The sequence below is a fragment of the Thermococcus prieurii genome, from assembly GCF_054657655.1.
The window spans coordinates 465,607-491,327 of record NZ_BAAHYH010000002.1 but is presented as its reverse complement, the minus strand read 5'-3'; the positions used below and the strand labels follow the sequence as shown (position 1 = coordinate 491,327).

Below are 25,721 nucleotides of genomic sequence, written 5' to 3'. Positions count from 1 at the left end.
GGCGGAGTATTTAACGTTGGCGCAACCCTTTTACGGATGAAGACGCAGGTTTGAACATGAGGAGCTGGGTGCCGTTGCTAATAATCGCGCTTCTAATCGGGTCTGGCTGTATAAGCGGGGGAGGTGAGAAAACGACCGCACCTAAGACCCTTGAGGTCGGTTCCGTCTTCCACAACGGGAGCTACATCCCCGTTAAGTTCACCTGCGACGGCGAGGACATAAACCCGCCGATATTCATCGGGAACATAAGCGAGAAGGCGAAGAGCCTTGTCATAATCGTGGACGACCCAGATGCTCCCGCGGGGACCTTCACCCACTGGATTGCCTGGAACATTCCGCCGGTGGGCGAGATTCCCGAGGCTGTTCCGAAGGTCGGCGAGGTTGAGAAGCCGATTCCAATGGTTCAGGGGAGGAACGACTTCGGAAGGATAGGCTACGGTGGTCCCTGTCCGCCGAGGGGGAGCGTCCACCACTACCACTTCAAGGTCTACGCCCTCGACACGACGCTGAACCTTCCGCCGGGGGCGACGAGAAAAGAACTGGAAAAGGCCATGGAAGGCCACGTTATTCAGTGGGGAGAGCTCGTGGGGCTCTATAAGAGGGGCTAACTTTTCTTTTCCGTCAACTTTACCACGAGGTTTATCGCACTCTGCAACGCCGCGAGGAAGTTCAGGGCGAAGAATATCCAGTCCCCGATTATGTAGGAGTATATCGTCAGCAGGGTCGAGGCGGTCACGTAGATTATTATGAACTGCATGTTCAGGGGACACTTTCTCGTCCTTATAGTCTCCAAGGTCTGAGGAACCCAGGCGCTCACGAGGAGCAACATTCCGAGCAGTCCGATTATCTCTCCGCCGTTCATGGTCTCACCCGGGATAAAAACGGGCTCCACTAAAAAAGGGTTGTGGCGGGATTTCTGTCAAAAACGGCAGATAACACGGCTGGTTTTAACTTCCTCACGCTAAAGCTCGCTCGCGAGCATTGAGGTTGCCCAGGTCTTGACGTCCTCGTCGAGGATGTCCTCTATGAGCTTCATCGCCCTATCGAGTTCACCCTTCCTCGCGAGCCTGAGCGCGACCTCCGCCTGCACCTTCGAGCGGTTTGCTAAGTCGGTTATATGCTCCGCTATGTAGAGGGCGTCGTCGAACTTACCCATCTCAAGGAACTCAAAGGCCAGACCCATCAGGTTCTTCGTCGGGTTCTTCGTTGAGAGTGCCGTCTCTATCGCCCTATCGAGGGCATCCCTGTAATCCTCCCCAGCCTTCGCCATCTCCACGACTATTCCGTTAACGGCCTTGGAACGGACGCTCCCATCGGGTATTCCCTTGGCGAGCTTCATTGCCTCGTTGAATTTCCCTGCCTTCACGAGCTTCATAACTGCATCGTAAAGGGCCCGCGAGCGGTACCATGCCTGCATGAAGACCCCCATACTCATAGGGATAACTCCGATTTAAGGCTTCCGGCGTGAAACTTTATAACGTCCCAGCAGACATTAATTCCAGGTGGTACGATGAAAAAAGCGGGGCTTGTAATCATGGTCCTTCTGCTGGTCGGCTTTGCCGCCGGCTGTATCGGAAGCAACGGCACGGGTTCAACGACCTCAAGCGGTTCCCCTCAGAAAACCACCACAGCAACTCCCTCGAAGCCTGCCTACGTTGACGTCAACGGCACGAGGATTTACTTTAACGCCATTCACTTCTACATGTACGGTATGAAAACTTGTCCCCACTGCCGGCACATGCACGAGTGGATTCCCAAAGTCTACGGCAAGGATGCGCTCACATACTACGAGCTCGTTAACAACCAGACCAACATGAAGCTCTTTGGGGAGCTCGCACAGCTCACCGGCATAACCGGCGTCCCGGCAATAGCGATTACCTACAACGGAACCCTCTACGCTGTGATAGACGGCGAATACAACGTTACGGCTACTCCGCAGATTCTGGCAGCAGCCATAAACAACGACGGCGTTCTGTTCTTCAACGGAAAGACCTATCTGTTCCCGTACAAGAACCCCAAGGCGAAGCTCGTCATAGACGCTCTCTACAAGATATTTGTGAAGCACGAGTCCGTTGATGTTCAGAAGATACTCGACGAGCTGAAGACCAACTCGACCTCCACCGGAAACTCGACCGGCTGACCTTTCGTTTTCAACCTTTCGTTTTGGAAAGGGTGAAAAGTCCTTCCGAGTATTCTCCACCATGAAGAGCGAAATCGAAGCCCTCGCGATAATCCTGCTGGCTTCCTTTGGGTTAAGCGCCCTCGTTCTCTACCTCCTGGGCATTCCGGACTTTATCCCCAAGTTCTACGCCCTGGCGATGAGCGACTCGATAAACCCCTGCACCTTCGTGATTTACACCATGCTCCTCATCGCGATATCCGTGAGAGAAGTGTCGCGGAGGAGGCTTTACATCATCGGCTCGGCCTTTATCCTGGCCGTTTACGTCTCTTACTACCTCCTCGGCCTCGGCCTGCTCTTCCTCGGTCACTACATCCCCCTCTGGGCGGCTGGAGTTTTCGCGATAGGCTTCGGAGTCTACACAATAGTCACGGGGATAATGGAGCGCTCGAGGATAGGCGACAAGGGAAAGATAAGGAAGAAGATATTCAGCGCCGACGCGACCTTCGCCGGCTCCTTTGCCCTCGGTGTCGTAGTCTCGACGACGCTCCTCCCCTGTTCCGCCGGCAGTTACCTCGTCTACACAACGATAATAGCGCACGGAAATCGGGCCCTTGCGCTGCTTCTACTGGCCCTCTACAACGTCATCTTCGTGCTCCCCCTCGTCGTAATCCTTCTCGCCATGGGGGGCGTGAGCGAGAGCAAGCGTTTCTCCCAGGCGATGGTTAGGCACAGTATGGAACTCTCGGTCGTCGCGGGAATTCTGCTCATCGCGATAGGTGTTTGGGTGTTATTGGCCGGTGGGGGCACGTAATTTTGTTTTTTAGCCGAACAGCTCTATGCAGACCCTGCACTCTGCGGGATTCACCTCGGGGTCTATCCTGGCGTGGAAGGAGCAGACGTAACCCCTGCCAAGCATCTTGATGGCTATGCCGATGAGTCTCATGTGAACCTCGTACTCGCTCGGCCGGAATTCAATTATCTCGTCCGCAAGGCTCTTGAGGTCCTCGTCAATCTCCCTGAACCTTGAAACGTCTATGAGAGCACCCCTGTCCATGTTGAGGTAGCGCGAAACCGCCGACTGGGTGACGTGGAGGAGCTCCGCTATCTCGGTCTGCTTTAATCCCTTCTCCCTGAGGTGCTCCACGAGGCGTCTCCTGAGGGAGGGGTAAACGTAGCGGGATGCGACCTCAAAGGCGCTGACCTTCATATGCAAAACATGACCCGCGGAATACTTAAGGCTTTTGGTATTTTTGAAAACGTAGTCGGCCTGTTTTTGTTGATTTGTAAACCAAGAGTCTGGCCTTGTTCTGGATAAAAGATTTAAATCACTTACCATAACATTCATATGACAGGTGTCATAATAAGGGGGGTGGAAAGATGGTCGTGAAGGTTCCGAGCAGTGGAAAGGAAGCTGGCGTTCTGATGAGGTGCGACCAGTGTTCGATGAGCCTGCCGGGAGGATGTACCTTCAGGGGAATCTGCGGAAAGGACCCTGACCTGAACTCACTCCAAGAGGCCCTCATCTACGGAATGAAGGGAACCGCCGCCTACTACTACCACGCCTACGAGCTCGGCTACAAGGACGATGAAATCGGCTTCTTCTTGGCTAAAGGTCTCTACTCAACGCTTACAAACGTGAACTTCGACAAGAACCGCTTCCTCGAGCTCATCCTCGAGAACGGTAGGATACACCTCAAGGCCATGGAGCTCCTCGACAGGGCTTACGTCGAGACCTACGGAAAGCCGGAACCGGTCAAGGTTCCGACAGGAACGGCGGAAGGCCACGGCATAGTGGTTACCGGCCACACCTACAGGGCCATGTATGAGCTCCTCAAGCAGATACGGGAGATGGGCCTCGAGGATGAAATCAAGGTCTACACGCACTCAGAGATGCTTCCGGCCCATTCTTATCCAGAGTTCAGGAAGTTCAAGTCCCTCTACGGTCACTGGGGAGGTTCGTGGGTCTACCAGAGGAAGGAGTTCACCGAGTTCCCTGGAGCAATCCTCGGAACCAGCAACTGTGTCCAGCAACCACCGAAGAGCTACGCCGACAGGATGTTCACCACCGACATAGCGGGCCTTGAGGGCGTTCCCCACCTCGAGAACGACTACGAGCCACTCATCAAGCGCGCGCTCGAGACGCCGAAGATGGAAAGGAAGGACGACGGCTACATCGTCACCGGTTTCCATCACACCAACGTGCTCCCGCTCATGGATAAGCTCATCGAGCTCATAAACGAGGGCAAGATACGGCACGTCTTCGTCATAGGTGGCTGTGACGTCCCCAACCCGAAGATGAGCTACTACGAGAAGCTCACCGCGATGGTGCCCAAGGACGCCATAATCCTCTCGGCCGCGTGCGGTAAGTTCCGCTACAACAGGCGCGACTACGGCGAAATCGAGGGAATACCGCGCTTCATGGACTTCGGCCAGTGCAACAACGTCTACTCAATAATCCAGATTGCAGGGGCGCTCGCGAAGGAGCTGGACGTCGGCCTCAACGAGCTCCCTGTCAGCATAGTCCTCAGCTGGATGGAGCAGAAGGCCATTGGAATCCTCTACAGCTTGCTCTACCTGGGAATCAAGGGCATCTACATCGGACCAAAGGCTCCAGAGTTCTTCACGCCGAACGTCTTCGAGACCCTCAGGAAGAAGTTCGACCTCAGGCTCATAAGTGAGCCCGAGGAGGACTTAAAGAGAATGCTCAACTCCACCACCGCTGTGAGCGGGGACTCGCCCCTCCTCGACTGATTTCGTATCCTCCTTTTCTTCATGTTCTTTCATACACATTTCTGCCCAGAAAGACTTAAATATGTCCCTCATGACATTTGTCATGAAGGTGGTATCATGACTGAATTGCTCTCAAACCGCGAGCAGAAGAAGGAAGCCCTGAAGGCCCTTCTCCTCAGAATTCATAACGGTGAGGACGTTAATTCGCTCAAGGAGGAATTCCGGGCAGTTCTAAGCTCGATATCTCCCCTTGAGATTCCAATCATCGAGCAGGAGCTCGTGAAGGAAGGCGTTTCCGCCAAGGACATCGCCAAGATGTGCGACCTTCACGTCGAGCTCTTCAGGGAGGCTGTGAAGGGAACGGACGAGGTGGAGGAGAAGGAACTTCCCGAGGGGCATCCCCTCTGGGTTCGCTACATGGAGAACAGGGAAATCCTCAAGGACGCGGAGATGCTGAACCTCTACGCCAGAACCCTCGCAACAACAAAAGACGAACGCATGAGGGAGGAAATCCTTGGAGTTCTGGAGGAGCTCGTGGGGAACCTCCGGAAGGTCGGCTTCACCCATTACAACCGCGACGAGATGCTGACGTTTCCCTACATTGAGAGGAGGGGCTTGACGGCCATAGCAACCGTCCTCTGGACGAAACACGACGAGATAAGGTTCATGCTAAAGCACCTTTACGGACTTCTGGCCCGGAGGAATGAGATACCCTGGGAGGAGTTCGTGGAGCGCTTCAAGGCGAAAGCCGGTGAGGCATCCTTTGCGCTGAGCGATATGGTCTTCAGGGAGAACAACATCTATTACCCAACCCTCAAGGCCCTCCTCAGCGACGGCGAGTGGAAGGCTGTAAGAATGCAGGATGACGAGCTTGGCTACTACAAGGTGAACCCGCCTGCATGGGACCCCGGAGAGGACGTTAAACCGCTCCAGCCTTGGCAAATCAACCCGGAGCTGAGCGCGGAGGAACTGCTAAGCCTTCCAAAGGAGGTTCAGCAGGCCCTTAAAGGCCAGCCCCTGGAGTTTGACAACGGCCAGCTGAGGCGCGAGGGGGACATCGACCTCGGCACGGGCTTTGTGAGCGTCGAGGAGCTTAAGGCCATATTTGAGGCTTTGCCGGTTGATGTGACGTTTATTGACAAGGATGACCGCGTTCGGTTCTTCTCCCCGGGCGAGAGGATATTCACGAGGACACCATCGATTCTCGGAAGGCCGGTTCAGCTCTGCCACCCCCCGAAAAGCGTTCACATAGTCAACAAAATCCTGAGGGCCTTCAAGGAGGGTAGAAAAAAGGAGGCAACGTTCTGGCTCAGGCTCGGCCCAAAGTACGTCTACATCAAGTACATGCCCCTCTTTGACAGGAACGGGAGCTACATGGGAACCCTTGAGATTACGATGGACATCGAAGAGTATAAGAGGATAGAAGGCGAGAAGAGACTGCTCGACTGGAGGGATTAGAACACCCTCGCGTAGCCCCACTTCTTCACGCTCGTGAGGATTGAGGTTTCCGTGCTCTTTATTCCATCTATTGAGCCAAGCTTCTCTACAAGGAAGTCTTCAAGCTCGTGGAGGTCCTTCACCGTCACCTGCATCAGTATGTCGTGGGCCCCGGTCGCTATGCCTAGGACGTCTACTTCGGGGAGCTCCTTAAGCTTTTCAACGGCTTCCTTTATCTTGCTCGGCTCAACGTCCACCGCTATAAAGGCCACTATTGAATAGCCGGCCTTGAAGGGGTTTATCAGCGCCGCGAACTTCCTTATGACTCCCCTCTCAACAAGCTTTTTAACCCTGAGCCTGACCGTTGATTCCGGCACCTTTAGGCGCCTCGCTATCTCCGAGTAACTGGCCCTCCCGTCCTCCTGGAGGATATGAAGTATCGCCCTGTCGAGTTCGTCAAGTCGTTCAATCTCAGCCATTTTAGCCCACCAATTTTGAACTTTTGTGATATTATTTTTAAAGTTTTCCGCTAATTCCGCAAAAATTAACCGAAATTCCTATTAATTTCAAACGCATATGGTTAACGGTGGTTCCATGTTGTTGCCCTCAAAGGATGAAGTTATCCAGGGTTATTCACGCTACATCTCCCGGGCCTCCCACGTAACATACTGGCCGGTCGTGCCATACAAGGCCCAAAACGCCCTCGTCTGGGACGTTGAGGGGAGGGAGTACATAGACTTCCTGAGCGATGCGGCCGTTCAGAACGTCGGGCATAACAACCCGAGGGTCGTTGAGGCCGTCAAAAAGACCGCCGAGAGGTTGCTTCACTTCACCTTCATCTACGGCTTTCCTGCCGAGCCATACCTTTTGGCCAAGAAGCTGAGCGAACTTGCACCGGTTGAGAACGCGAAGGTTGCCTTCGGCCTCAGCGGGAGCGATGCGAACGATGGCGCGATAAAGTTCGCGAGGGCCTACACCGGCAGGAGGGTTGTAATCGGCTACCTAAGGAGCTACTATGGGTCCACCTACGGTGCCATGAGCGTTACCGGTCTTGACTTCGAGGTCCGCTCAAAGGTCGGCCAGCTCAGCGATGTTCACTTCATACCGTATCCAAACTGCTACCGCTGTCCCTTCGGGAAAGAACCGGGGAAGTGCCGTATGGAGTGCCTCGAGTACCTCAAGGAGAAGTTTGAGGGCGAGGTTCATGCGGAAGGCGTCGCTCTTCTCTTAGCCGAGCCGATACAGGGCGACGCAGGGATGGTGGTCCCTCCTGAGGGCTACTTCAGGAAGCTTAAAAGGCTCCTCGATGAACACGGTATTCTCCTCGGCGTTGATGAAGTCCAGAGCGGTCTCGGGAGGACGGGAAAGTGGTTTGCCATCGAGCACTTCGACGTTGAGCCCGACATAATTACCCTTGCGAAGCCCCTCGGTGGTGGACTGCCAATAAGCGCCGTGATTGGAAGAGATGAGATAATGGACTCAATTCCGCCCCTGGGACATGCGTTCACGCTCTGCGGGAACCCGGTCGCCAGCGCCGCGGCTTTAGCCGTCATCGAGGAAATCGAGGAGAGGAACCTCCTACAGAGGGCCGAAAGACTTGGAAGGAAAGCTAAGGACAGACTGGAGAGAATGAGGAAGAGACACGAGCTCATCGGCGACGTCCGCGGGCTTGGATTGATGCTCGGCGTTGACCTCGTTAAGGACAGGGAAACCAAGGAGAGGGCCTACGAAGAGGCCAAGAAGGTCGTCTGGAGGGCCTATGAACTAGGCCTTCTCGTGGCTTTCCTTCAGGGCAACGTCTTGAGGATTCAGCCCCCGCTGACGATAGAGGAGGAACTTCTTGAGGAAGGCCTTGACAGGCTTGAAGAAGCAATCGAGGACGTGGAGGAAGGCAGGGTTTCAGATGAGGTCCTTGAAAAGGTGCAGGGGTGGTGATTGACAAAAGCCTACTTATTCTCAACTTTTCCGAAAACTTTTTATACAAATGCCTATACAACCCGAGCGGGCTTCAATGGAAAGCCTAGAAAACGCAAGGAAACCCGGTCTTAAAGTGGGGATAGAGGATAGGGTTGAACCTTCCAAGGCTTTGGTTTTTGGCCTTCAGCACGTTCTGGCGATGTTTGGGGCGACGGTGACGGTGCCTCTGGTAGTAGGCGGGGCGATAGGGCTCAGCAGTTCCCAGATAGCGACGATGATACAGGCCGTCCTGCTGGCGATGGGAATAGCAACGCTTCTCCAGACGACGATAGGCTCGCGCTATCCGATAGTCCAAGGTTCGAGCTTTGCCTTCATCCCCGGGCTGATAGCGATTGGCTCAAGCATTGGAATGGCTGCGGTTCAGGGGGCGCTAATCGTCGGCGGGCTGATTGAGGCCCTAATCGGCTGGCTCGGAATAATCGGAAAGGTCAGGAAGCTCTTCACGCCCCTCGTTACTGGGGTTACGATAACTCTCATCGGGTTCAGTCTCGCCGACGTGGCCGTTAACAACTTCTTCAACGCCTACGCCGACCCCTCCGGCGGGACCGTCGGAAGGGCCGTGCTTGTGGGTCTGATAACGTTTCACAACCCTTTTCGTTGCACTGAGGGGAAGGAAAACGAGGGCAATGCCGGTCGTTGTGGGTGCCCTCGTTGGCTACGCGGTGAGCTTTCCCCTTGGCCTCGTCAACCTAAACCTCGTGGAAAGCCTTCCCGCTCTAAGCGTTCCCAAGCCGTTCCCCTGGGGAGAGCCGGTATTCGATTTAACGGCGATAGTGCTCCTCCTCTTCGCCTTCATGGTCAGCATCATCGAGAGCGTTGGTGACTACCACGCGATAGCAACGGTTACCGGTTCCGAGATAACCGAGGGAAGGATAGCAAGGGGCATAGGCGCTGAAGGCCTCGCCTGCTCGGTAGCCGGTTTCCTCGGGGCCTGCGGAACCACGAGCTATTCAGAGAACATAGGTGTCGTTGCCCTTACCAAAGTCGGCAGCAGGCACGTGGTTCAGGTGGGGGCGGTTATCCTGATTCTCCTCTCGCTCCTCCCGAAGTTCGCGGGCATCTTGGCCTCAATGCCCGCCCCAGTCCTCGGCGGCCTGACGCTGGCCCTCTACGGCATGATAAGCGTTACTGGGCTTAGGCTGATAAAAGAAAAGGTCGAGTTCAACGACAGGAACACGCTTATTCTCGCGGCCTCGCTGATAGCCGGGCTTGGCGCGCCGCAGCTGCCGCCTCAGCTGCTCGAATCCCTTCCAAGGCTCGTTTCGAGCATACTCGAGTCGGGCATGGCAGTGGGAGCCCTGACTGCAATAATCCTTGAAAGAATCCTTTGAAAGGAAAGAAAAGAGGGTTCAAGTTCCTTCCTTCTTTTCGGCCTGCTTTGCTTCCTCTTTCTTCTCTACCTTTTCGGCCCCTTCCTTCTTTTCAGTTGCCGCCCCTTTCTTCTCAGCAGGTTTGGCGGTCTCTTTCTTTGCAGTGGCCTTGGCGGTGGGCTTGGCTGGAGTTGGCTTCTTGGGCGGTCTTATACCGTAGCCGAGTATCTTGAACTCGAAGACCTCGCCATCGCGGAGGTGGTAGCGGTAGGCCCCATCGCCGAGCTTCTCAATCTTGACGACCGGGAAGCGGTAGTCACCGTACCTCTCGTTGAGCTCCCTGACCTTGTCGGGATGAATGGGAACCCAGTTGAAGAGCTCGAGGTCCTCCTCACTGCCACCGGTTGAGAGGTAGTACGCCTCCGTGAAGCCGAGGGCTCCCGTTGGGCAGACGTCAACGCAGAACTGACAGAACGTACAGCGGCCGTAGTCCACCTTCGGGTGGGGCCTCTTCTCCATCTTGCCGTCCACTTCGAGCCACGTCATCTCTATTGCCCTCGCCGGGCATATCTGACCGCAGAAGTTACAGCCAACGCACTTCTTCCAGTCGAGTGTGTGGAATCCCCTGTACTTCGGTGCCGGCTCTATCCTCTCCTCCGGTATCTTTATCGTGACGGGCTTTTTGAAGAGGTATTTAAGGCCAAGCCAGGGCTTGACGAATGACTTCTTAATCTTGACCTTCTCCTCACCAACGACTCTCGCGGGCATCGTCATCACCTGTCTATGTCCGGCGGGCAGTTGTCAAGGGTCTTCAATATGACCGGCACGTCCGCCAAGCGAGCTCCCTTTAGAAGCTCCTCGAGCACCGTAACGCCGTGGCTCTGGCTCGGACCGCGGAAGTGGACGCGGTAGGGTTTGTGGGTACCGTTGCTCACCATGTAGACACCGAAGTCGCCCTTTGTGCTCTCGACGTGGGCGTAAGCGTCTCCCGCCGGGACCTTGAAGCGCGGCAGGTTCTTGAGCTTGGGGTCCTGCACCATGTAGGGCCCGCTTGGCGGCCCCATGTCGAGGAGCTGTTCGAGTAGGTAGAGGTCCTGCTCCAGCTCGTACCTCCTGACAAGAACGCGCGCGAGGCTGTCTCCTTCCTTCAGGACGGGAACCTCGAAGTCGAGCTCGGGGTAGAGGTAGTAGGGGTCGTCCTTCCTGACGTCGTAGGGAATCCCGACCGCCCTGAGGTTCGGTCCGGTGACGGCGTGCTTGAGGGCGAACTTCTTGTCCATAACTCCAACGCCTTCAGTCCTCTCGAACATAATATAGTTGTCAAAGAGTATCTCGTCGAAGTCCTTGAGCTTGGACTTGATGTACTCGACGGTGTCGCGGAGCTGGCGAAGCCACTTGTCGCCGGGGATGTCCCTCCTGACGCCTCCGGGAACGGTATAGATGTGGTAGACCCTCCCGCCGGTGAGCTCCTCGAACAGGCGCATGAATCTCTCACGGTAAGCCGCGGCCCACTGACCGGCGGTGTAAAGGCCTATCTCGTTTCCAAATCCCATTATCCAGAACAGCCACGAGGTAACCCTTGCCATCTCAAGAACTGTTGTTCTAATCCATATCGCCCTCTCCGGAACCTCCCAGCCCATTATTTCGTCAACGGCCATTGAATAAATGTTCTCGGGAACGTCGCTCTCAGGGACGCAGATACGGAGGATTAGGGCGATGTTCGTGAAGTAGGGCCTCTGTTCGGCGAGCTTCTCAAAGCCCCTGTGGAGAAAGCCGGGGTTGACTATGGCCTTCTCCACCCTGTTGCCGTCCATCTTCAGGATTATGCTGAAGTTCTCGGTGGCCATGTGCTGTGGGCCGAAGAACAGCTCGTAGGTGTCCTTGTCAATGGGATGAAGGTACATGTCGTGGGCCTTCGCTTCTTCCCTAAGCTCGCGCGGAACCTCCAAATTCGCCATGAGCATCACCTCATATCACGTAGTTCGTCTTACTCTCATCGTACCTGTCGAAGTCCTCACCGTATATCTGCTTAACGTAGCTCAGCGTGTTGAAGTCCTTCCTGAGCGGGTGCTTCTCGTATTCGCGCGGCTCGAGGATGAACGGCCCGAGTCTTGGGTTGCCTTTGAAGATTATGCCGAAGAACTCGTGCGCCTCCCTCTCGTAGGTCTCCGCCACGGACCAGATGTCCATCACGGTTGGCATCTCGGCGTTCTCCCTTGGAATCCTCGTCTTTACGAAGGCGTGAACGCCCTCACTGACACTCCAGAGCTGGTAGACGAGCTCAAATTCATTCTCCTTGAGCCAGTCAACCACGCTTATCTGCATGAGCATCTCAAACCGCTCACTGGCGAGCTCAAGGAATTCGTGGATTCTCTCGGCCGGGACCTTGAATTCAACCCTCCTCTCGCGCCTGACGCTTCCTTCGGCGTAGGGGGCCTTTTCGAGGATTTCCTTGACGAGCCTGCCCTCTTTGGTGTTAGGGAGCTCTGGCTTCTCCTCCGTGGGGATCCCCTGGGGTTTTGCTTTCTCCTCCGCCTTGTTCTCAACCTTGTTATCGTTCACAGCCATGCCAACCACCTCTTCGCGTCCTTCTCACGCCATCCCTCTCCAAAGAGCTCGTCCTGGTTCTTCTTATACCACTCGTAGTTCTCCCTATACCTCTTCCAACCATCTGCCGTTCCGTCCTCAATTTTCCTCATGATGTCCATGATTCCCTGCATGACGGCTTCGGCCCTCGGCATGCAGCCGGCTATCGCCACGTCGATTGGGATGTATTTGTCTAGCTGTTTGACAACGTTGTAGGAGTCCCAGTAAACACCGCCGTTGATGGGGCATGAGCCGTGGGCGAGGATGTACTTGGGGTCTGGCATCATCTCGTACGTTATGATGATTCTCTTGAGGGTCTTTGGCGTGACGTAGCCGGTGATAAGGAAGAGGTCGCCCATCCTTGGTGCGGGGTTGGGCATTATACCGTATCGCTCGAAGTCGTAGCGTGCGTTTGCCAGCGGAGGCATCTCTATACCACCGCATCCCGTACAGAAGGCCACTATCCAGAGGCTCTTCTTTCTCGCCCACCTGAAGAGGGGCTCAAAGACCTTGAACTCCTTGAGTTCATAGCTTATGAAGTCGTTTTCCATACCTCACCACCCCATCGTGAGGATTACGGCTATTATTCCCAGTATGGTCGGCCACTTCCAGAAGAACTTCGCGGCCTGGTCGATTGTAAAGCGTGGGTAGATGCTGGCGACGAATATCGCTATGAAGAGCACGACCAGCTGTTTTACCAGGAGCACCAAGAGGTTGCTTGCCCCTCCCAGGAAGAGCACCGCGAAGAACGCGGTCTCGGCGAACAGCTGAACCGCGTGCTGGGTGAAGAGTATAGCCGCGTGCTTGCCACCGTACTCAAGCATGACACCCATCGAGATTTCTGCAGGTGCTGTCATGATGTCGAAGGGCTCCAGTCCGAGCATTGCCTGGAAGACTATGTCAAAGACTATGAACGCCAGGAACAGTGCTGGAACGGTTATGCTCCATCCGTGGACCTGCTGGAGTGCGACGATGTTGCTCAGCTTAAAGGTCCCCCAGTGCTGGACGAGCGCTATTATTGCCAGACCATAGGGGAGCTGCATGGCAACCATTGTGAGCAGACCACGCTGAACACCAACCGCCGAGTAGGGGTTTCCCGAGCTCATGACACCGAGCATTATACCAAGCATTGGCACTTCAAGGAGGTAAGCAACGACGATTAAGTCAGCGTTTGAGCTGAAGAGCTGGAAGTTGGCAATGGGGATAAAGAGCAGGGCCACTATGCTGGCCCCCAGTGCGAACACGGGTCCAAAGTCATAGATGAAGCCGTGGCTCACGCTTTCCTTCTTACCGAGCAGTTTGAGCGTGTCTATAATTGGCTGGTATATCGGTGGCCCAACGCGCCGCTGGATTCTCGCTATGGCCTTCCTCTCGATGCCCATGAATATGAAGCCCATGAAGGTCGCGTAGATTAGTATGCCAATCGCCTCGAGGGCTAACTTCCAGTCAAACATTCACAACACCCCCCACAGCGCTAAGATTAGGAGTATTATCGCCAGATACCAGGAGTAGCTCTGGACGTTTCCGTTGTAAAAGCCTTCCCTTAGGAAGTCCGCGAAGTCCTCAAACATCCTTGCAAGCCTTTCGTAAAACCTGTCCCAGCTGTACTTGAGCCAGAACTCAAGGGCTTCCGCAAGGGGCCTGTAGAAGTTTCTCCTTATGCTGAGGTTGTAGTCCTCGGTGACGGGGTTACCGGACTGGTACGTGTTCGTGATGGGTATCCTCCTCGCCTTTGCCCCGTAGATGTAAATCAGCCCCGCGACGGCGATGCCGAATATTAAGAGCACGGTGACGAGGAGAGCGTTGTAAGTTCCCGTCGGGGTCACGAGCTTGTAGTAGTTTCCACCGACTACCGTCTGACCGAAGAGCTTGTTGAGGTACTTGGTGACGAGTCCGGGGGCGATACCGAAGACAAGGTTCGGAATCGCGAGTATGAACATGCCTATGAGGAGCGGAAGCGGGGCCTCCTTGACGTCCTCAAGGTCACTCGGCCTCTGGCCAAACCACACCGCGTAGAGGAACCTGACAACGTAGGCGAAGGCGAGACCGCTTCCTAGGAATATCGCTCCCGCGACGAGTGGCATGTGAGCGCTTATCGCCGCTTCGTAGATGAGCCACTTGCTCGCAAAGCCCGCGAAGGGCGGGATTCCTGAGAGGCTCATCACGGCTATGAGCGCCATGGCAAAGGTTACCGGCATCTTCTCCGCCAGACCGCCGAAGTCCTTGAACTCGGTCTTGCCGGTTCTAAGTATGAGCGCCGCGACGACGAGCCAGAACAGGCCCTTGAAGACCGCGTGGCTGAGAACGTGGAAAAGTGCTCCGGTTATTCCGAGTCCCGTTCCAACACCGAGGCCGAGGAGTATGTAGCCGACCTGTCCAACGGAGGAGTAGGCGAAGAGCTTTCTTATGTCCTCCTGAAGGACTGCCAGGAAACTCGCAACGACGACCGTTATTGCACCAATCCATGCTATAATGTAGGAGAACATCATGTGGCCGTGCCACGTGCCGAGGGCGGCGTAGAGCTTGGCTCCCATCAGGATGTAGAGGAGCAGGAATCCGTAGGCTCCGGCCTTGCTTAAAGCCCCGCTGAAGAAGGTCGTGTAGCTCTGGTCAACCTCGCTGTAAGCTCCCGGTGCCCAGACGTGGAGCGGGAAGGCACCGGCCTTGACGCCGAAGGCCGTTACGAAGAGCAGGAACACGAGGGCCGTGAGGCTCTTGCTCATGCTTCCGACCATGGCGTCCATGTAGAGGGCCTGCCTGATTGATGCAAAGTCGAGGGCACCTGTTTTCGCATAGATGATGCCTATCGCAATGAGCATCGCGTAGGCGCCGATGACGCTGAGAACGAAGTATTTGAGGGACTCGTGCTTGTTCCTCCTGAGGACCATCATGAAGCTGGCGAACGTCATGAGCTCCCAGAACAGGAAGAAGCCCACGAAGTCCCCGCTGAGGAAGACGCCCAGCACTCCAGTGTAGCTCATGAGCGCGAAGAGCCACTCGTAGGAGTTCCTTGAGGTGCTGGCCATTCCAAAGGCCATAGCGACTCCGACGAGGGAAGCTATTACCGCGAAGTACCAATTAATCGTGTTCAGCTGGAAGAGGAGCTTAAAGCCTCCTACGCTCAGGGAGTACTCCACGTGAGGGTTGCTGCCCGTTATCGTTGAGTAATACTGGATGAGTATCCCCAGCGGAATCGCGGCGCCGATTATCCCGATGGCCTCGCGTATTCCCCTAACGTCTATAACCCACGCTATGAAGCCCGCGAGGAGGGGCGCGAAGAGCATTATCATGAGCTCGTTCATGCTCCCACCCCCGTGAGCGGCATGAGTGGAACGTTCTTAACGTACTGGGCCACGTTGAAGATGTCGCTTCCTGCCTTCTGGGAGACGCTCCAGATGTAGTTCGGGTAGATTCCTATGGCTATCACGAGTATCACCAGGGCAATTACTATGGCCACGAGCGGGGCGCTCTCCGAAATTCTCTCACCCTCCCCTCGAACCAGATGGTGTGAATCAGCCTGAAGTAATAGACCGCCTCCACGACGCTGGCGCCGAGGACGAGGAAAGCAGCCCATGTGTAGCCCGCCTGAAGCGTTGCGAGGATTATCCTGAGCTTGCTCCAGAATATGTTGAACAGTGGTATCCCAACGGCGGCAAAGGCACCGACCGTTATTCCGAAGGCGGTAACCGGCATCCTCTTGCCGAGTCCACGGAAGTTCTCAATCTCTGCTCCTCCAAGCTGTATCGCGACGTAGCCGACGCCGAGGAACAGGAGGACCTTCACTATCGCGTGGTTGACCATCTGGAAGACTCCAGCGTCAACGCCCGCCTGGGTTCCCAGGGCAAAGGCGAGGGCTATAAGCCCAACTTGGCTGATTGACGAATACGCTATCATCCTCTTGACGTTCCTCTGCCTCAGGGCTGAGAACTCCGCCACGACGACGGTGAGGGTGGCCATCACTACGAGGAGCTTAAGGACGTTGTGCCAGGTTCCAACAGAGCTCATGAGGTAGAGGAGCCTTGCCATCGCGTAGAGGCCGGCCTTGACGACGAAGGCCGAGAACATGGTCGTTACGGGGTGCGGTGCTGCCTGGTACGCATCGGGTGCCCAGGCGTTGAGCGGGAAGAGTTCGGCTTCGACGGCGAGGCCGAAGACTATAAGCGCCAGTCCGACCTGGGCAACCGTCGGGTTGATGTGGCCGACGAGCTGAGCTATCTGGGCCATGTTGAGCGTCCCTGTGGCGCCGTAGATTAGCGCGACGCCGATGAGGAAGAAGCTTGAACCGATTCCTCCAAGAATCATGTACTTGAGCGAAGCCTCCGCCGCCTCACCGGTCTTGTTGTAAGCCGTCAGCGCGTAGGCCGTTATGGCGGTTATCTCCATGAAGACGAAGAGGTTGAAGATGTCGCCGGTCGCTATCATTCCAGTGGCTCCGAGCATCAGCAGGAGGAACAGCATGGCGTACTTGTCTATTGGCTCAACGTCCACCGCTTTGAAGTTGAATACCGCCATGAGGAAGCTCGCCACAGCCACTATGAGCACGAAGAGCGCCGCGAAGTAGCCTATGTAAAGGTTAATGCCAACGGGCGGCTTCCATGCACCTGCCATGACGATTATCGGCTTTCCCGTGGAGTAAACCTGCTGGAAGACCCACGCCGCGATTCCGGTCTGTATCGCGGTGATTATCAGCACGTAGGTCTTTATCGCCTTCTTTCCAAATCCCTTAATCAGGGGGACGAAGAAGGCACCGAGGAGCGGTAACGCTATGAGGAGTGAAGCGTACTGCCCGTTCATCCTCTCAACCTCCTTATCTCCTCAACGTTAAGGGTCCCGTAACGCTTGTAGAGGACTATAACCGCGCTGAGGGCCATGGCAGTGGTGGCAACACCTATGACTATCGCCGTCAGAACGAGAGCCTGCGGAATCGGGTCCACGGCCTGATTCGGCCCTATCCCCTCGCTCAGAATCGGCGCGCTCCTTCCTGAGATGTACCCTATGCTTATAAGGAGCAGGTTGACGCCGGTTTCCATGATGCTGAGCCCTATGAGCATTTTGAGAATGTTCTTCTTGACGAGCACCGCGTAGAGGCCTATGAGCACGAGGGCAATCGAGGCGAAGTAGAAGGCGCTTATGTGTGGTAGGCTCATTCGCTCACCTCCTCCTTGAGCATGTTGTCGATGATTCCGCTCAGCTCAGTGCCGACTTTGATTCCGATGATTGTGTAAATCACAGGTATGAAGCCGCCGCTGAAGAGTCTGCCGATGTTGTTGTGTCCCCAGCCCCAGGTCTGCCATATCCAGTCAAAGAGGAAGTAGCCGCCTATCGCGAGGCCGATGAGACCAACGATGACGTAGCCCATTCCAACGAGTCCCTCTGTCTTCTCAAAGGCCCTGTGTGGAATCTCGTAGACGGTAAAGGCCATGTACATGAGCAGGAACGCCGTTGCTATGGTCGCTCCTCCCGGGAAACCTCCACCCGGGGTCAGGTGTCCGTGGATGAAGATGTACGCACCGAAGAGTATCACGAAAGGTGCGAGAAGCCTGGTTCCGGTTGTGAGAACGATTGAACCTTCTGTCTTTGCGGTCCTCTTTCTCCTCTTGCCCCACAGGAGGGCGGCGACACCCGTTGATGCTATGAACAGCACGGTAACCTCACCGAGCGTATCGAAGCCACGGTAATTCACGACTATGGCGGTAACCGCGTTGACGGCTCCAGTTTGTTGCTTGACGTGGTCGAGGTAGTATTGGCCGACGAGCATCTTATCCTGACCGAACGGAACACCGGCCAGTCCCTGGGCGAGCCAATAACCTATGATTAGGAGGGTTATTATTGCGAGGCCCCTCTTTAGAACGCTCACCATCTTATCCACCACCCTGGCCTCTCCTCTTCCTCGGTTTCGTACCTCTGAGTTCTCTTAATGGCGAATATGAAGACCGCACCGCTCAGAGCGGCACCTATGGCGGCCTCGGTCATTGCTACATCTGGTGCCTGGAGTATGAAGAACAGTATCGAGGCGAACAAACTTACCGCCGCCATTCCGACGGCCGCCGCCAAGAGGTCACGCCACTCAACGGCGAGTATCGCCGAGAGTATCATAACTGCGATGATTATGTAGTCTATGCACGTTATGCAGTTCATGCGCTCACCCCCTCTGCCTCAGGTGCCTCCTTTTCAGCGGCCTCATCTGCCTCTGTTTTGCCCGCAAGGTGCTCCGCGTACTTGTCCACGACGCTTCCGTGCCAGAGAGGTATTCCGCGCTTGTAGGCGGCTCTTATGAGGGCGTGGGCACTTATCGGGTTGGTGAGCAACAGGAATCCCGCGACCGCTATCGTCTGCACTATCCACGCCAAAGAATGGCCCTTCCCAACCGCCCAGATTCCGGTTCCGACGATGACACCAAGGGAACCCAACGTCGCGCTCTTAGTTGAGGTCTGCATCCTGTTGTAAACGTCCGGCATTCTTATCAGGCCGAGCGCCGACAGGAAGTAGAAGAACGTTCCTATGAGAACTAAGATTTCACCGATTGCTGCGAGCACGCTCATAGGCCTCCCTCCAGGTAGCGGGCGAACGCTATGACACCACCGAAAGCGAGGACCGCGTAGACCAGAGCAACGCTGATGTAAATCATCCTGCCGTAGTAGAGCGCGAAGAGAACCATCAGCCCCGTGGTTATGGTCGTCATGATATCTACTGCCACAAGTCTGTCAACGGTCGTTGGCCCTCTGAAAACTCTGTACATACTCAGGAGAGTTGCTATCGCAATCAAGGCGAGATAAATGTTAATCCCTATCATTCGAATATCACCCTCAAGAACTTTTCAAAAGGCTTTGTTATAGCTTCAGATGCATGTTCAACGTGTTCTGATTCCTCTTTGGCTCCGAGAACCTCGTCCGGAACCCAAATCCAGTGGATGAAGTACTCGTCCCCGTCAACGTCGAGCGTTATGGTTCCGGGTGTGAGGGTTATGGAGTTCGCGAGGGCAAGTTTGCCCGTGTCGCTGTTGAGAACGGTTTTGCACTTGACGATTCCCGGTCTTATCGGCCTCGCTGGATGGAGGACCCTGTAAGCCACGTCCAGGTTGGCCATTATCATTGCCCACAGGAAGTAGGGTATGTAAGCTATCGCGTAGGCGACCCTTTTGGGATGAAGGTTTCTAAGGCCTGCTTTTGTAAAGACATCGTACGTGAGTGCGGCAACTACAAGCGACATTATAGCCCCCATGGCGAGCTCCTGCGGGTCAAGACTGGCGGTAAAGAACAACCATATAACGAACAGCACAATAAACGTGTAAGCGAACTTGCTGGCAGGACTTGCTTCTTCCATACTCAACCCTCCGGAGGTTGGTGCACTCTTGGGAGTGACTATCGAAGGTTGCCAACCATAACTTATAAACCTTACCTGAGAATAAGAAAGGTTTAGAACTTTTGGTTAAAATAGGGGTCTCTAATTTGTCCCATAGTCCAAAAAAGCGTCCACGGGCGTTCGTTCTTTGAGAGGGAGTAACAAAAATCTTTGTAGAATATGTGGGTATAAGGGATAAAAAATTCGGTCAGTAGATGGATATCCTCTTGACGCCTTCGAGCTTTGAGAGCTCGTTGATGAGGTCGCCGGGTATAGGCTTCTCTGTTATAATGGTCAGCGTTGCCTCGGGGTAGAGCTCCGGGTCTTCCGCGACGACCTGAACTATGTTGATGTCGCGCTCCGCTATCTTCTGCGCAATCTTGGCGAGGATTCCTATTGCCCTTGGTTCCGGCTCAATCTCGATGACTCCGTATCCAACGTGCCTGCCAACGTACTTCATGTGGACCGTCGGCTCCAGGTTGGTGTACACTTCTTTGAGCTCCGGAACCTTGAGTATCATCGCCACCGTTTCCTTGACGACACGCCTGTCAACGTCGAGAGCCTTGGCTATCTTGGTGTAAGGCACCTCGATGTCCCCCGCCTTTATCTTCATGTCGTCCGAGACCTTGAGGCCGTACTTGAGAAGCGTTTTTGCGATTTGCTTTCTGACGGGATACTCGTCAAAGTAATGCTCAATCTTCCCCCACATAGGCTACCCCCCAGTTCAGTTCACCAGTAGACTCTTTAATCCAATAGTATTAAAATGTTTCCATGCCCGCATGCCTTCACTGGGGGAATTTAAAAGTCTTCCGGACGGATGTTTTGTCCATCAACGGGTTTTTAAACGCACCGTTAAACTCACGACCATGATAGAGCTACGCCTTCCCCACGTGACGTTTGAGGATTTGGGGGACACAATCCGACTAATCTGGCGCGAGACCCTTTATGCGGACTTTCCAAAGCGAGAGCTTGAGCGGGCTATCAGGAGGAAGTACCGCGTCTCGCCTCAAATCACGGCCCGAAACGGCGTGCTGATAATAGACACCGACTACGAGAAGGTTGAAGGCTTCATAGCCCTTTACATCCAGAACAACCTCGGGGCGCTCCTCAGGAACCGCTACACGAAGAGGAAGGTCCTCTACATCCACGAAGGGCTTGACGTTCCGCTCCTCGGCTACAACGCCTTCGGTTTGATAGATAGGGGAACAAACCTCATCCAGATAAGGGGTGTTAGCGGGTGCAACCTCAGTTGCATCTTCTGCTCAGTTGACGAGGGGCCGTACTCAAGGACGAGAAAGCTTGACTACGTCGTTGATGTGGACTACTTGATGAAGTGGTTCAACGATGTTGCGAGGATAAAGGGAAAGGGTTTGGAGGCACACCTCGACGGTCAGGGTGAACCGCTCATCTACCCCTTCAGAGTGGAACTCGTTCAGGCGTTGAGGGAGCACCCGAACGTTTCAGTAATCTCCATGCAGAGCAACGGGACGCTTCTCAACGACAAGCTCGTCGAGGAGCTGGCTGAGGCGGGCCTCGACAGGGTAAACCTCTCCATTCACTCCCTCGACCCAGACAAGGCGAAGATGCTCATGGGAATGAAGAGCTACGACCTTGAGCACGTTCTGGAGGTGGCGGAGGCCCTCGTGAACGCGGGAATAGACGTCCTCATTGCCCCGGTCATAATCTTCGGAATCAACGACGACGAGGCGGAGGCGTTCATAGAGTTCGCGAGGAAAATCGGTGCCGGAAAGCGCTGGCCGGCCCTCGGCTTCCAGAACTACATCCCTTATAAGTTCGGCAGGAACCCGGTCATAGCCAAGACCGTTCCCTTCAAGGAGTTCTACGCCTGGCTGAGGAGGCTTGAGGAGAAGACAGGAATGAAGCCCCTCGTTCTGAAGCCGAGTCACTTTGGCATGGAGAAGCGCGAGTTCATTCCGCTCGCCTTCCGGCCTGGGGAGGTCGTAAAGGCAGAAGTCGTTCTTCCTGGCAGGATTGAAGGTGAAATGCTCGTAAAGGCCAGGAACAGGCTCATTGAGGTCGTTGGAACGAAGGCGGAAGTCGGGGACAGAATCAAGGTGAGAATCGTGAGGACGAGGCACGGCATCTACATCGGGACTGAGGTTTGAGAAACTTTTTAAAGTAATTCCTCGAATATCCATAGGTGGACTTAATGAAACGCGTCGTTTTAGTGTTGGGCATTGCAGTGCTGGTTGTTCTTTCCATCGTTGGGATTGCCGTTGCCAGCGAGTCCTACGTCATCTCTGACTACAGAGGGGCTTCTATGAGTGGGGGAACTACAATCGTTGACCACAACTACAACTGGACCTCCGCCCCAAAGGACCCCAACGTCGTCTACATAGCCGTCTGGGCACCGAAGCCTTACCAGGTGTACATTGAGGATGCCCTCGTCAAGGTCGTAAGGGAGCACGGACTCAAGCCGGTGTTGGTTGGTAACGTAACAAGGTACGACCTTCAGGGCAGGTTTGTCATGTTCTACAGCCCAATGGTTGGCCACGGGGGTAGCGTTCTCTACAGAACGGTCTCGCTCTCGGGAATCCTCTACTACTCCTACGCCGGCGATGTCAACTCGGCCGTCGACACCATCAACCAGGGCCTTGAGTTCTCCGAAAGCGCTATCTCGAAATCTGCCGAGGAGTTCTGTCAGGCCAGCATGAATAGGCTGATGAAGCTTAAGGTGGCAAACCAGACCTGTGGCGTTGCCTACTGGTGGAACCTGAGGGCAAAGGTCGGAAAGCTCAGCAGGGCAAACCCCTACGAGATGATTGCCAACGAGATAGCCTCACAGCTTGACCAGTTCCTCACGAGCTCTTAATTCTTTTTGCAGGATGGCGTTCAACATTGTACATTTTTTGAAATAAGCCTAAAAAAGTTATGATAAACTTAGTCCAAGTTTGTATTATAAAATATTATCACCCATATGTACCACTAATATTGTAGAAAATTCAATGTGGATTGTAAATTTTTTAAGGAGAACCGAGAACTCAATATTGGAGGTGGGAATGTGAAGAAAGTTGTTTGGATAATAGCGTTTGTATTAATTCTTGGGTGGGTCTACGGTGGATTGATGTCAACAATCTCATCCTTTACCTCGACGGTGTCTAAGAACCTAAACTCTCCGGATAGTGTAAAGGTGCAGAGAATGGTATCCAACAGTACCAATGATGTGCTCTATAAGCCGCCCGTCCTGGAGGGGAACAGTACGAATAGGATAGGGCTCCAAAATGGTGTTTACAACTTGAGCACTCTCAACGGTTCCACCACAAAGGAACTGCTGGACCCAACGAAATGGTACGTTGGTAACAGCTCCCTCAGCATGGACTACGCTACCAAAGTTTACAACGATACAATGAAAGTTGTTCAAAATGCAACCAAAGAGTCACAATCGATATTGGAAAGATTCCTAGGCATATTCAGAACCTTTGGCTCGGACAAAGGTGGGATATCCCACATGATTGAAGAGACCTTGGAAAAAGCCAAGAACCTTACCAAATCCCTTGGCCGAATGGTAAGTGGATGAAGGTCTTAGATAAACCTCGAACTCCTCACCCCCAGCTCTCCCCTTTCGTGGAGTTCCAGGAGGATTTCCGCTATCCTCTCGCCGGCCTTCCCGTCGCCGAAGGGGTTCGGGGCGTTTGCCATCCTCTCGTAGAACTCCCGGTCTTCCATCAGCCGTTTAAGGTAGTTGAGGACGCGTTCCTTTTCAAGACCGACGAGCACGTTTCCTCCGGCCTCGACGGTCTCAGGCCTCTCGGTGTTGTAGCGGAGCGTGAGGCACGGGACACCGAGGATTATGGCCTCCTCCTGTATTCCCCCCGAGTCCGTCATTATCGCGAAGGCGTTCTTCTCGAGCCTGAGGAAGTCGAGGTAGCCGAGCGGCTTGGTGACGGCCAGGTTCTCAATTGCCTTAACCCGTTCCAAGAGCCCGAATTCTTCCAGTCTCTTCCTCGTGCGCGGGTGCATCGGGTATATCGCCCTCATCGGCAGGCTTTCGAGGATTTGGACGAGCTTCTCAAGGTTCTCCCGGCTGTCGGTGTTCTCCGCGCGGTGGGCGGTGATGAGGATGTACTCCTTAGGTTTAAGGCCGAACTTTTCGAGCACGTCACTCTTCTTCTCGGCCACCTCAGAATTCTGAAGGACTGCATCAACAATCGTGTTGCCGACGACGTAGACGTTCTCGGTTATCCCCTCGCGCTCGAGGTTTTTCCTGGCCTCCTCCGTCGGCGGAAAGAGAACCTCGCTCGCGTGGTCTGCAAGAATCCTGTTTATCTCCTCCGGCATCGTCCTGTCGAAGCTCCTAAGGCCGGCCTCGACGTGAGCTACCGGGATTTTAAGCTTGACGCTCGCCAGAGCTCCAGCCAGAACAGTGTTGGTGTCGCCCTGAACGAGCGTTACGTCCGGCTTCTCTTCCATCAGAACCCGCTCAATTTTTATCATCGCCTTCCCTGTCTGCTCCGCCTGTGTTCCAGAGCCGACTTCGAGGTGGTAGTCTATCGGCGGAAGCTCAAGCTCCTCAAGGAAGACGCTGCTCATTTCGTAGTCGTAGTGCTGACCTGTGTGGATTAGAAGGGGCTCAACACCCCTCTCAAGGAACGCCCTTATCACGGGCGCGAGCTTTATTATCTCCGGCCTCGTTCCAAAGACGAAAGCGGGCTTCAAAACTCCCCCCTCCCGATGCCCTTGAAGAGGAAGCCCCTCGGCGGGTTTTCAACCACGTGCCGGCCGTCTATGAGGATTCTCGTCCGCATGAGCTTTCCGAGTTTTTCCCAGTCGAGGGACTTGAACGCCGTGTGGTCGGTCGCTATGACAACCGCGTCCGCGTTTTCAACCGCTTCCTCGACGCTCCCGCTCGTGCCCGGGACGAAGGGGTCGTAGGTTTTAACTGCCTTCACGTCCCCCTCTATCTCTTCGATGAAAGCCAGCGCCGGCGAGTTCCTCGTGTCGTCGCTGTCGCCCTTGTATGCCAGTCCGAGGACCGCTATGGTGGCGTCCTCGGGCGGAACGTTCAGCTCCTTAAGCGCCGAGAAGAGTAAATCCTTCGTGAAGAGGGGCATGGAGTCGTTTATCTCCCTCGCGAGCTTTATGAGCCCGAAGTCCTCTTTGGCCGGCCAGAGGAGGAGGTGCGGGTCCTTCGGGAGGCAGTGGCCGCCGACCCCTATTCCGGGGGTGTGGATTCTAACGCGCGGGTGCGTGTTGGCGAGCTCTATGGCCTCAAAGACGTCTATCCCGTACTGGTGAGCGAGAAAGGCGAACTCGTTCGCCAAAGCTATGTTCACGTCCCTGAAGGTGTTCTCCATCAGCTTGACAACCTCGCTGACGGTCGAGTTCGTCTTGAACGTCTGCCCCTTGACGAAGGAGCGGTAGAGCTTCTCAGCCGTCTCAGCGCTCTTCGGAGTGATTCCACCGAAGATGCGGGAGTTGTAGACGAGCTCCTTGAAAATCCTACCCGGCATTACCCTCTCCGGCGCGTGGACCATGTAGAAGTCCTTTCCCGCCTTGAAGCCCGTCAGCTCCTCGATGAGCTTCGCCATCTTAACCGTCGTGAGGGGCGGAACGGTGCTCTCTATGACCACCAGTGAGCCCCTTTTCATTGCCTTTGCAACGGTTTTAACGGCGCTCTCAAGGTAGCTCAGGTCCGGCGTTTTGTCCTCCCTCAGGGGGGTTTGAACGCAGATTATGTAGGCGTCCTTCCCCCGTATTTCCTCCGGGTCCGAGGTTGCCCTGAGGTTGCCGCTTTCAACGGCCTTTCTGAGCAACTCGTCTATCTCGGGCTCAACGATGTGGGCTTTCCCAGAGTTTATCTTCTCGACTACTTCTTCCCTTATTTCATAACCGGTGACCTTAAAACCGGCGTTCGCGAACATTATCGCCGTTGGGAGGCCTATGTAGCCGAGACCTATGACCGCTATCTCCCTTATCCCGTCCATCACTTCCACCGGAGCGGGTTGGAACGGCCGGATAAAAGCCTTTTTGAGGTAACGATTTTGAAAGCGTTGGAATCGTTTTGGGGTGTCCTCACTTTGTCCTACTATACTGGACATCTCTGTTCATGAAACCTGCTTTCGGTGACCCTGGGAGAACCCCGGTTACGGAAGGAAAGCGTTAGAAAGCGTTTTTCATTGAAAGGGGCCATCTGAAACGTTCAAAAAAACGCTTCTGCAACCGTTTTTTGGAAAGCCTTATATTGGACAAAGCCGTTC

28 protein-coding genes and 2 pseudogenes are annotated in these 25,721 nt (G+C 54.7%); 10 read left to right on the top strand and 20 right to left on the bottom strand.

Annotation, left to right across the window (positions count from 1 at the left end):
- The first annotated feature begins 56 nt into the window (after positions 1–56).
- On the top strand, positions 57–608 hold the full coding sequence (locus ACYQ04_RS05870; RefSeq protein WP_460128058.1) for a YbhB/YbcL family Raf kinase inhibitor-like protein: 552 nt from the start codon (positions 57–59) through the stop codon (positions 606–608).
- On the opposite strand, the gene ACYQ04_RS05865 is transcribed toward ACYQ04_RS05870, so the two are convergent.
- Positions 605–862 carry a hypothetical protein gene (locus ACYQ04_RS05865; protein WP_167914734.1) on the bottom strand — a complete coding sequence of 86 codons (258 nt, stop codon included), beginning with the start codon at positions 860–862 and terminating at the stop codon, positions 605–607. The genes ACYQ04_RS05870 and ACYQ04_RS05865 overlap by 4 nt on opposite strands.
- 99 nt (positions 863–961) lie before the next feature.
- The gene (locus tag ACYQ04_RS05860; protein ID WP_460128056.1) at positions 962–1,429 is read right to left on the bottom strand and encodes a hypothetical protein; all 468 of its coding nucleotides are present in this window, start codon (positions 1,427–1,429) and stop codon (positions 962–964) included.
- Positions 1,430–1,510: 81 nt separating this feature from the next.
- On the opposite strand from ACYQ04_RS05860, the gene ACYQ04_RS05855 reads away from it, so the two are divergent.
- Together ACYQ04_RS05855 and ACYQ04_RS05850 are read left to right on the top strand one after the other, a co-directional pair.
- Positions 1,511–2,140: a glutaredoxin family protein gene (locus tag ACYQ04_RS05855; RefSeq protein ID WP_460128054.1), complete on the top strand. Its 630-nt coding sequence runs from the start codon at positions 1,511–1,513 to the stop codon at positions 2,138–2,140.
- Between the two features lie 61 nt (positions 2,141–2,201).
- Positions 2,202–2,933 (top strand): cytochrome c biogenesis protein CcdA, encoded by a 732-nt coding sequence (locus ACYQ04_RS05850; protein ID WP_460128052.1) that lies wholly within the window; start codon positions 2,202–2,204, stop codon positions 2,931–2,933.
- A 9-nt stretch (positions 2,934–2,942) separates the two neighbouring features.
- On the opposite strand, the gene ACYQ04_RS05845 is transcribed toward ACYQ04_RS05850, so the two are convergent.
- The gene (locus ACYQ04_RS05845; protein WP_460128051.1) at positions 2,943–3,329 is read right to left on the bottom strand and encodes a transcriptional regulator; all 387 of its coding nucleotides are present in this window, start codon (positions 3,327–3,329) and stop codon (positions 2,943–2,945) included.
- A 215-nt stretch (positions 3,330–3,544) separates the two neighbouring features.
- On the opposite strand from ACYQ04_RS05845, the gene hcp reads away from it, so the two are divergent.
- Both hcp and ACYQ04_RS05835 read left to right on the top strand, forming a co-directional pair.
- Positions 3,545–4,873 carry a hydroxylamine reductase gene (gene hcp / locus ACYQ04_RS05840; protein WP_460129943.1) on the top strand — a complete coding sequence of 443 codons (1,329 nt, stop codon included), beginning with the start codon at positions 3,545–3,547 and terminating at the stop codon, positions 4,871–4,873.
- A gap of 96 nt (positions 4,874–4,969) precedes the next feature.
- On the top strand, positions 4,970–6,310 hold the full coding sequence (locus ACYQ04_RS05835; protein ID WP_460128049.1) for a DUF438 domain-containing protein: 1,341 nt from the start codon (positions 4,970–4,972) through the stop codon (positions 6,308–6,310).
- Here the strand turns inward: ACYQ04_RS05835 and ACYQ04_RS05830 are convergent.
- The gene (locus ACYQ04_RS05830) at positions 6,307–6,768 is read right to left on the bottom strand and encodes an Lrp/AsnC family transcriptional regulator (protein ID WP_099210425.1); all 462 of its coding nucleotides are present in this window, start codon (positions 6,766–6,768) and stop codon (positions 6,307–6,309) included. The genes ACYQ04_RS05835 and ACYQ04_RS05830 overlap by 4 nt on opposite strands.
- A gap of 115 nt (positions 6,769–6,883) precedes the next feature.
- Between ACYQ04_RS05830 and ACYQ04_RS05825 the strand changes: the two genes are divergently transcribed.
- Both ACYQ04_RS05825 and ACYQ04_RS05820 read left to right on the top strand, forming a co-directional pair.
- Positions 6,884–8,224: a leucine/methionine racemase gene (locus tag ACYQ04_RS05825; protein WP_460128046.1), complete on the top strand. Its 1,341-nt coding sequence runs from the start codon at positions 6,884–6,886 to the stop codon at positions 8,222–8,224.
- A gap of 76 nt (positions 8,225–8,300) precedes the next feature.
- A pseudogene (locus ACYQ04_RS05820) lies at positions 8,301–9,597 on the top strand (uracil-xanthine permease family protein).
- Between the two features lie 18 nt (positions 9,598–9,615).
- On the opposite strand, the gene nuoI reads toward ACYQ04_RS05820, so the two are convergent.
- The 14 genes and pseudogenes from nuoI to trpY form a co-directional block, all read right to left on the bottom strand.
- Entirely contained in the window at positions 9,616–10,344 is a 729-nt protein-coding gene (gene nuoI, locus ACYQ04_RS05815) for an NADH-quinone oxidoreductase subunit NuoI (protein WP_460129941.1), read from the bottom strand.
- Between the two features lie 5 nt (positions 10,345–10,349).
- Positions 10,350–11,534, bottom strand: a complete 1,185-nt coding sequence (locus tag ACYQ04_RS05810; RefSeq protein WP_460129939.1) for an NADH-quinone oxidoreductase subunit D — start codon at positions 11,532–11,534, stop codon at positions 10,350–10,352.
- A gap of 10 nt (positions 11,535–11,544) precedes the next feature.
- Positions 11,545–12,144: an NADH-quinone oxidoreductase subunit C gene (locus ACYQ04_RS05805; RefSeq protein WP_460128043.1), complete on the bottom strand. Its 600-nt coding sequence runs from the start codon at positions 12,142–12,144 to the stop codon at positions 11,545–11,547.
- On the bottom strand, positions 12,135–12,713 hold the full coding sequence (locus ACYQ04_RS05800; protein ID WP_099210435.1) for a NuoB/complex I 20 kDa subunit family protein: 579 nt from the start codon (positions 12,711–12,713) through the stop codon (positions 12,135–12,137). Before ACYQ04_RS05800 ends, ACYQ04_RS05805 begins: the two co-directional genes overlap by 10 nt.
- A 3-nt stretch (positions 12,714–12,716) precedes the next feature.
- Positions 12,717–13,616: a respiratory chain complex I subunit 1 family protein gene (locus tag ACYQ04_RS05795; RefSeq protein WP_099210437.1), complete on the bottom strand. Its 900-nt coding sequence runs from the start codon at positions 13,614–13,616 to the stop codon at positions 12,717–12,719.
- Positions 13,617–15,464, bottom strand: a complete 1,848-nt coding sequence (locus ACYQ04_RS05790) for a proton-conducting transporter transmembrane domain-containing protein (protein WP_460128039.1) — start codon at positions 15,462–15,464, stop codon at positions 13,617–13,619.
- Positions 15,461–16,956, bottom strand: a pseudogene (locus tag ACYQ04_RS05785) (proton-conducting transporter transmembrane domain-containing protein). The gene ACYQ04_RS05790 and the pseudogene ACYQ04_RS05785 overlap by 4 nt, the downstream one beginning before the upstream one ends.
- Positions 16,953–17,309, bottom strand: coding sequence for an NADH-quinone oxidoreductase subunit K (locus ACYQ04_RS05780; protein WP_099210443.1), 357 nt, complete (start codon positions 17,307–17,309; stop codon positions 16,953–16,955). The pseudogene ACYQ04_RS05785 and the gene ACYQ04_RS05780 overlap by 4 nt, the downstream one beginning before the upstream one ends.
- Positions 17,306–18,022: a Na(+)/H(+) antiporter subunit B gene (locus ACYQ04_RS05775; protein ID WP_460129937.1), complete on the bottom strand. Its 717-nt coding sequence runs from the start codon at positions 18,020–18,022 to the stop codon at positions 17,306–17,308. The genes ACYQ04_RS05780 and ACYQ04_RS05775 overlap by 4 nt, the downstream gene beginning before the upstream one ends.
- The gene (locus ACYQ04_RS05770) at positions 18,016–18,300 is read right to left on the bottom strand and encodes a DUF4040 domain-containing protein (RefSeq protein WP_099210447.1); all 285 of its coding nucleotides are present in this window, start codon (positions 18,298–18,300) and stop codon (positions 18,016–18,018) included. Before ACYQ04_RS05770 ends, ACYQ04_RS05775 begins: the two co-directional genes overlap by 7 nt.
- Positions 18,297–18,704, bottom strand: coding sequence for a monovalent cation/H(+) antiporter subunit G (mnhG, locus tag ACYQ04_RS05765; RefSeq protein WP_460128035.1), 408 nt, complete (start codon positions 18,702–18,704; stop codon positions 18,297–18,299). Before mnhG ends, ACYQ04_RS05770 begins: the two co-directional genes overlap by 4 nt.
- Positions 18,701–18,955, bottom strand: a complete 255-nt coding sequence (locus ACYQ04_RS05760; protein ID WP_099210451.1) for a monovalent cation/H+ antiporter complex subunit F — start codon at positions 18,953–18,955, stop codon at positions 18,701–18,703. Before ACYQ04_RS05760 ends, mnhG begins: the two co-directional genes overlap by 4 nt.
- Positions 18,952–19,485 (bottom strand): Na+/H+ antiporter subunit E, encoded by a 534-nt coding sequence (locus tag ACYQ04_RS05755; RefSeq protein ID WP_460128034.1) that lies wholly within the window; start codon positions 19,483–19,485, stop codon positions 18,952–18,954. The genes ACYQ04_RS05760 and ACYQ04_RS05755 overlap by 4 nt, the downstream gene beginning before the upstream one ends.
- Before the next feature lie 226 nt (positions 19,486–19,711).
- On the bottom strand, positions 19,712–20,212 hold the full coding sequence (gene trpY, locus ACYQ04_RS05750; RefSeq protein ID WP_099210455.1) for a TrpY family transcription regulator: 501 nt from the start codon (positions 20,210–20,212) through the stop codon (positions 19,712–19,714).
- A gap of 157 nt (positions 20,213–20,369) precedes the next feature.
- Between trpY and ACYQ04_RS05745 the strand changes: the two genes are divergently transcribed.
- The 3 genes from ACYQ04_RS05745 to ACYQ04_RS05735 all read left to right on the top strand — a co-directional run bounded on the left by ACYQ04_RS05745 (position 20,370) and on the right by ACYQ04_RS05735 (position 23,041).
- Positions 20,370–21,629 (top strand): radical SAM protein, encoded by a 1,260-nt coding sequence (locus tag ACYQ04_RS05745; protein WP_460128031.1) that lies wholly within the window; start codon positions 20,370–20,372, stop codon positions 21,627–21,629.
- Positions 21,630–21,664: 35 nt separating this feature from the next.
- The gene (locus ACYQ04_RS05740) at positions 21,665–22,336 is read left to right on the top strand and encodes a hypothetical protein (protein WP_460128030.1); all 672 of its coding nucleotides are present in this window, start codon (positions 21,665–21,667) and stop codon (positions 22,334–22,336) included.
- A gap of 189 nt (positions 22,337–22,525) precedes the next feature.
- Entirely contained in the window at positions 22,526–23,041 is a 516-nt protein-coding gene (locus tag ACYQ04_RS05735) for a hypothetical protein (protein WP_460128028.1), read from the top strand.
- 5 nt (positions 23,042–23,046) lie between these two features.
- Here the strand turns inward: ACYQ04_RS05735 and wecB are convergent, their stop codons facing one another.
- Both wecB and ACYQ04_RS05725 read right to left on the bottom strand, forming a co-directional pair.
- A complete protein-coding gene (gene wecB / locus ACYQ04_RS05730) occupies positions 23,047–24,180 on the bottom strand; it encodes a non-hydrolyzing UDP-N-acetylglucosamine 2-epimerase (RefSeq protein ID WP_460128026.1) in 1,134 nt (377 codons plus the stop codon).
- Complete coding sequence (locus ACYQ04_RS05725; protein ID WP_460129935.1) at positions 24,177–25,448, bottom strand: UDP-N-acetyl-D-mannosamine dehydrogenase; 1,272 nt, start codon at positions 25,446–25,448, stop codon at positions 24,177–24,179. Before ACYQ04_RS05725 ends, wecB begins: the two co-directional genes overlap by 4 nt.
- Between the last annotated feature and the right edge of the window lie 273 nt (positions 25,449–25,721).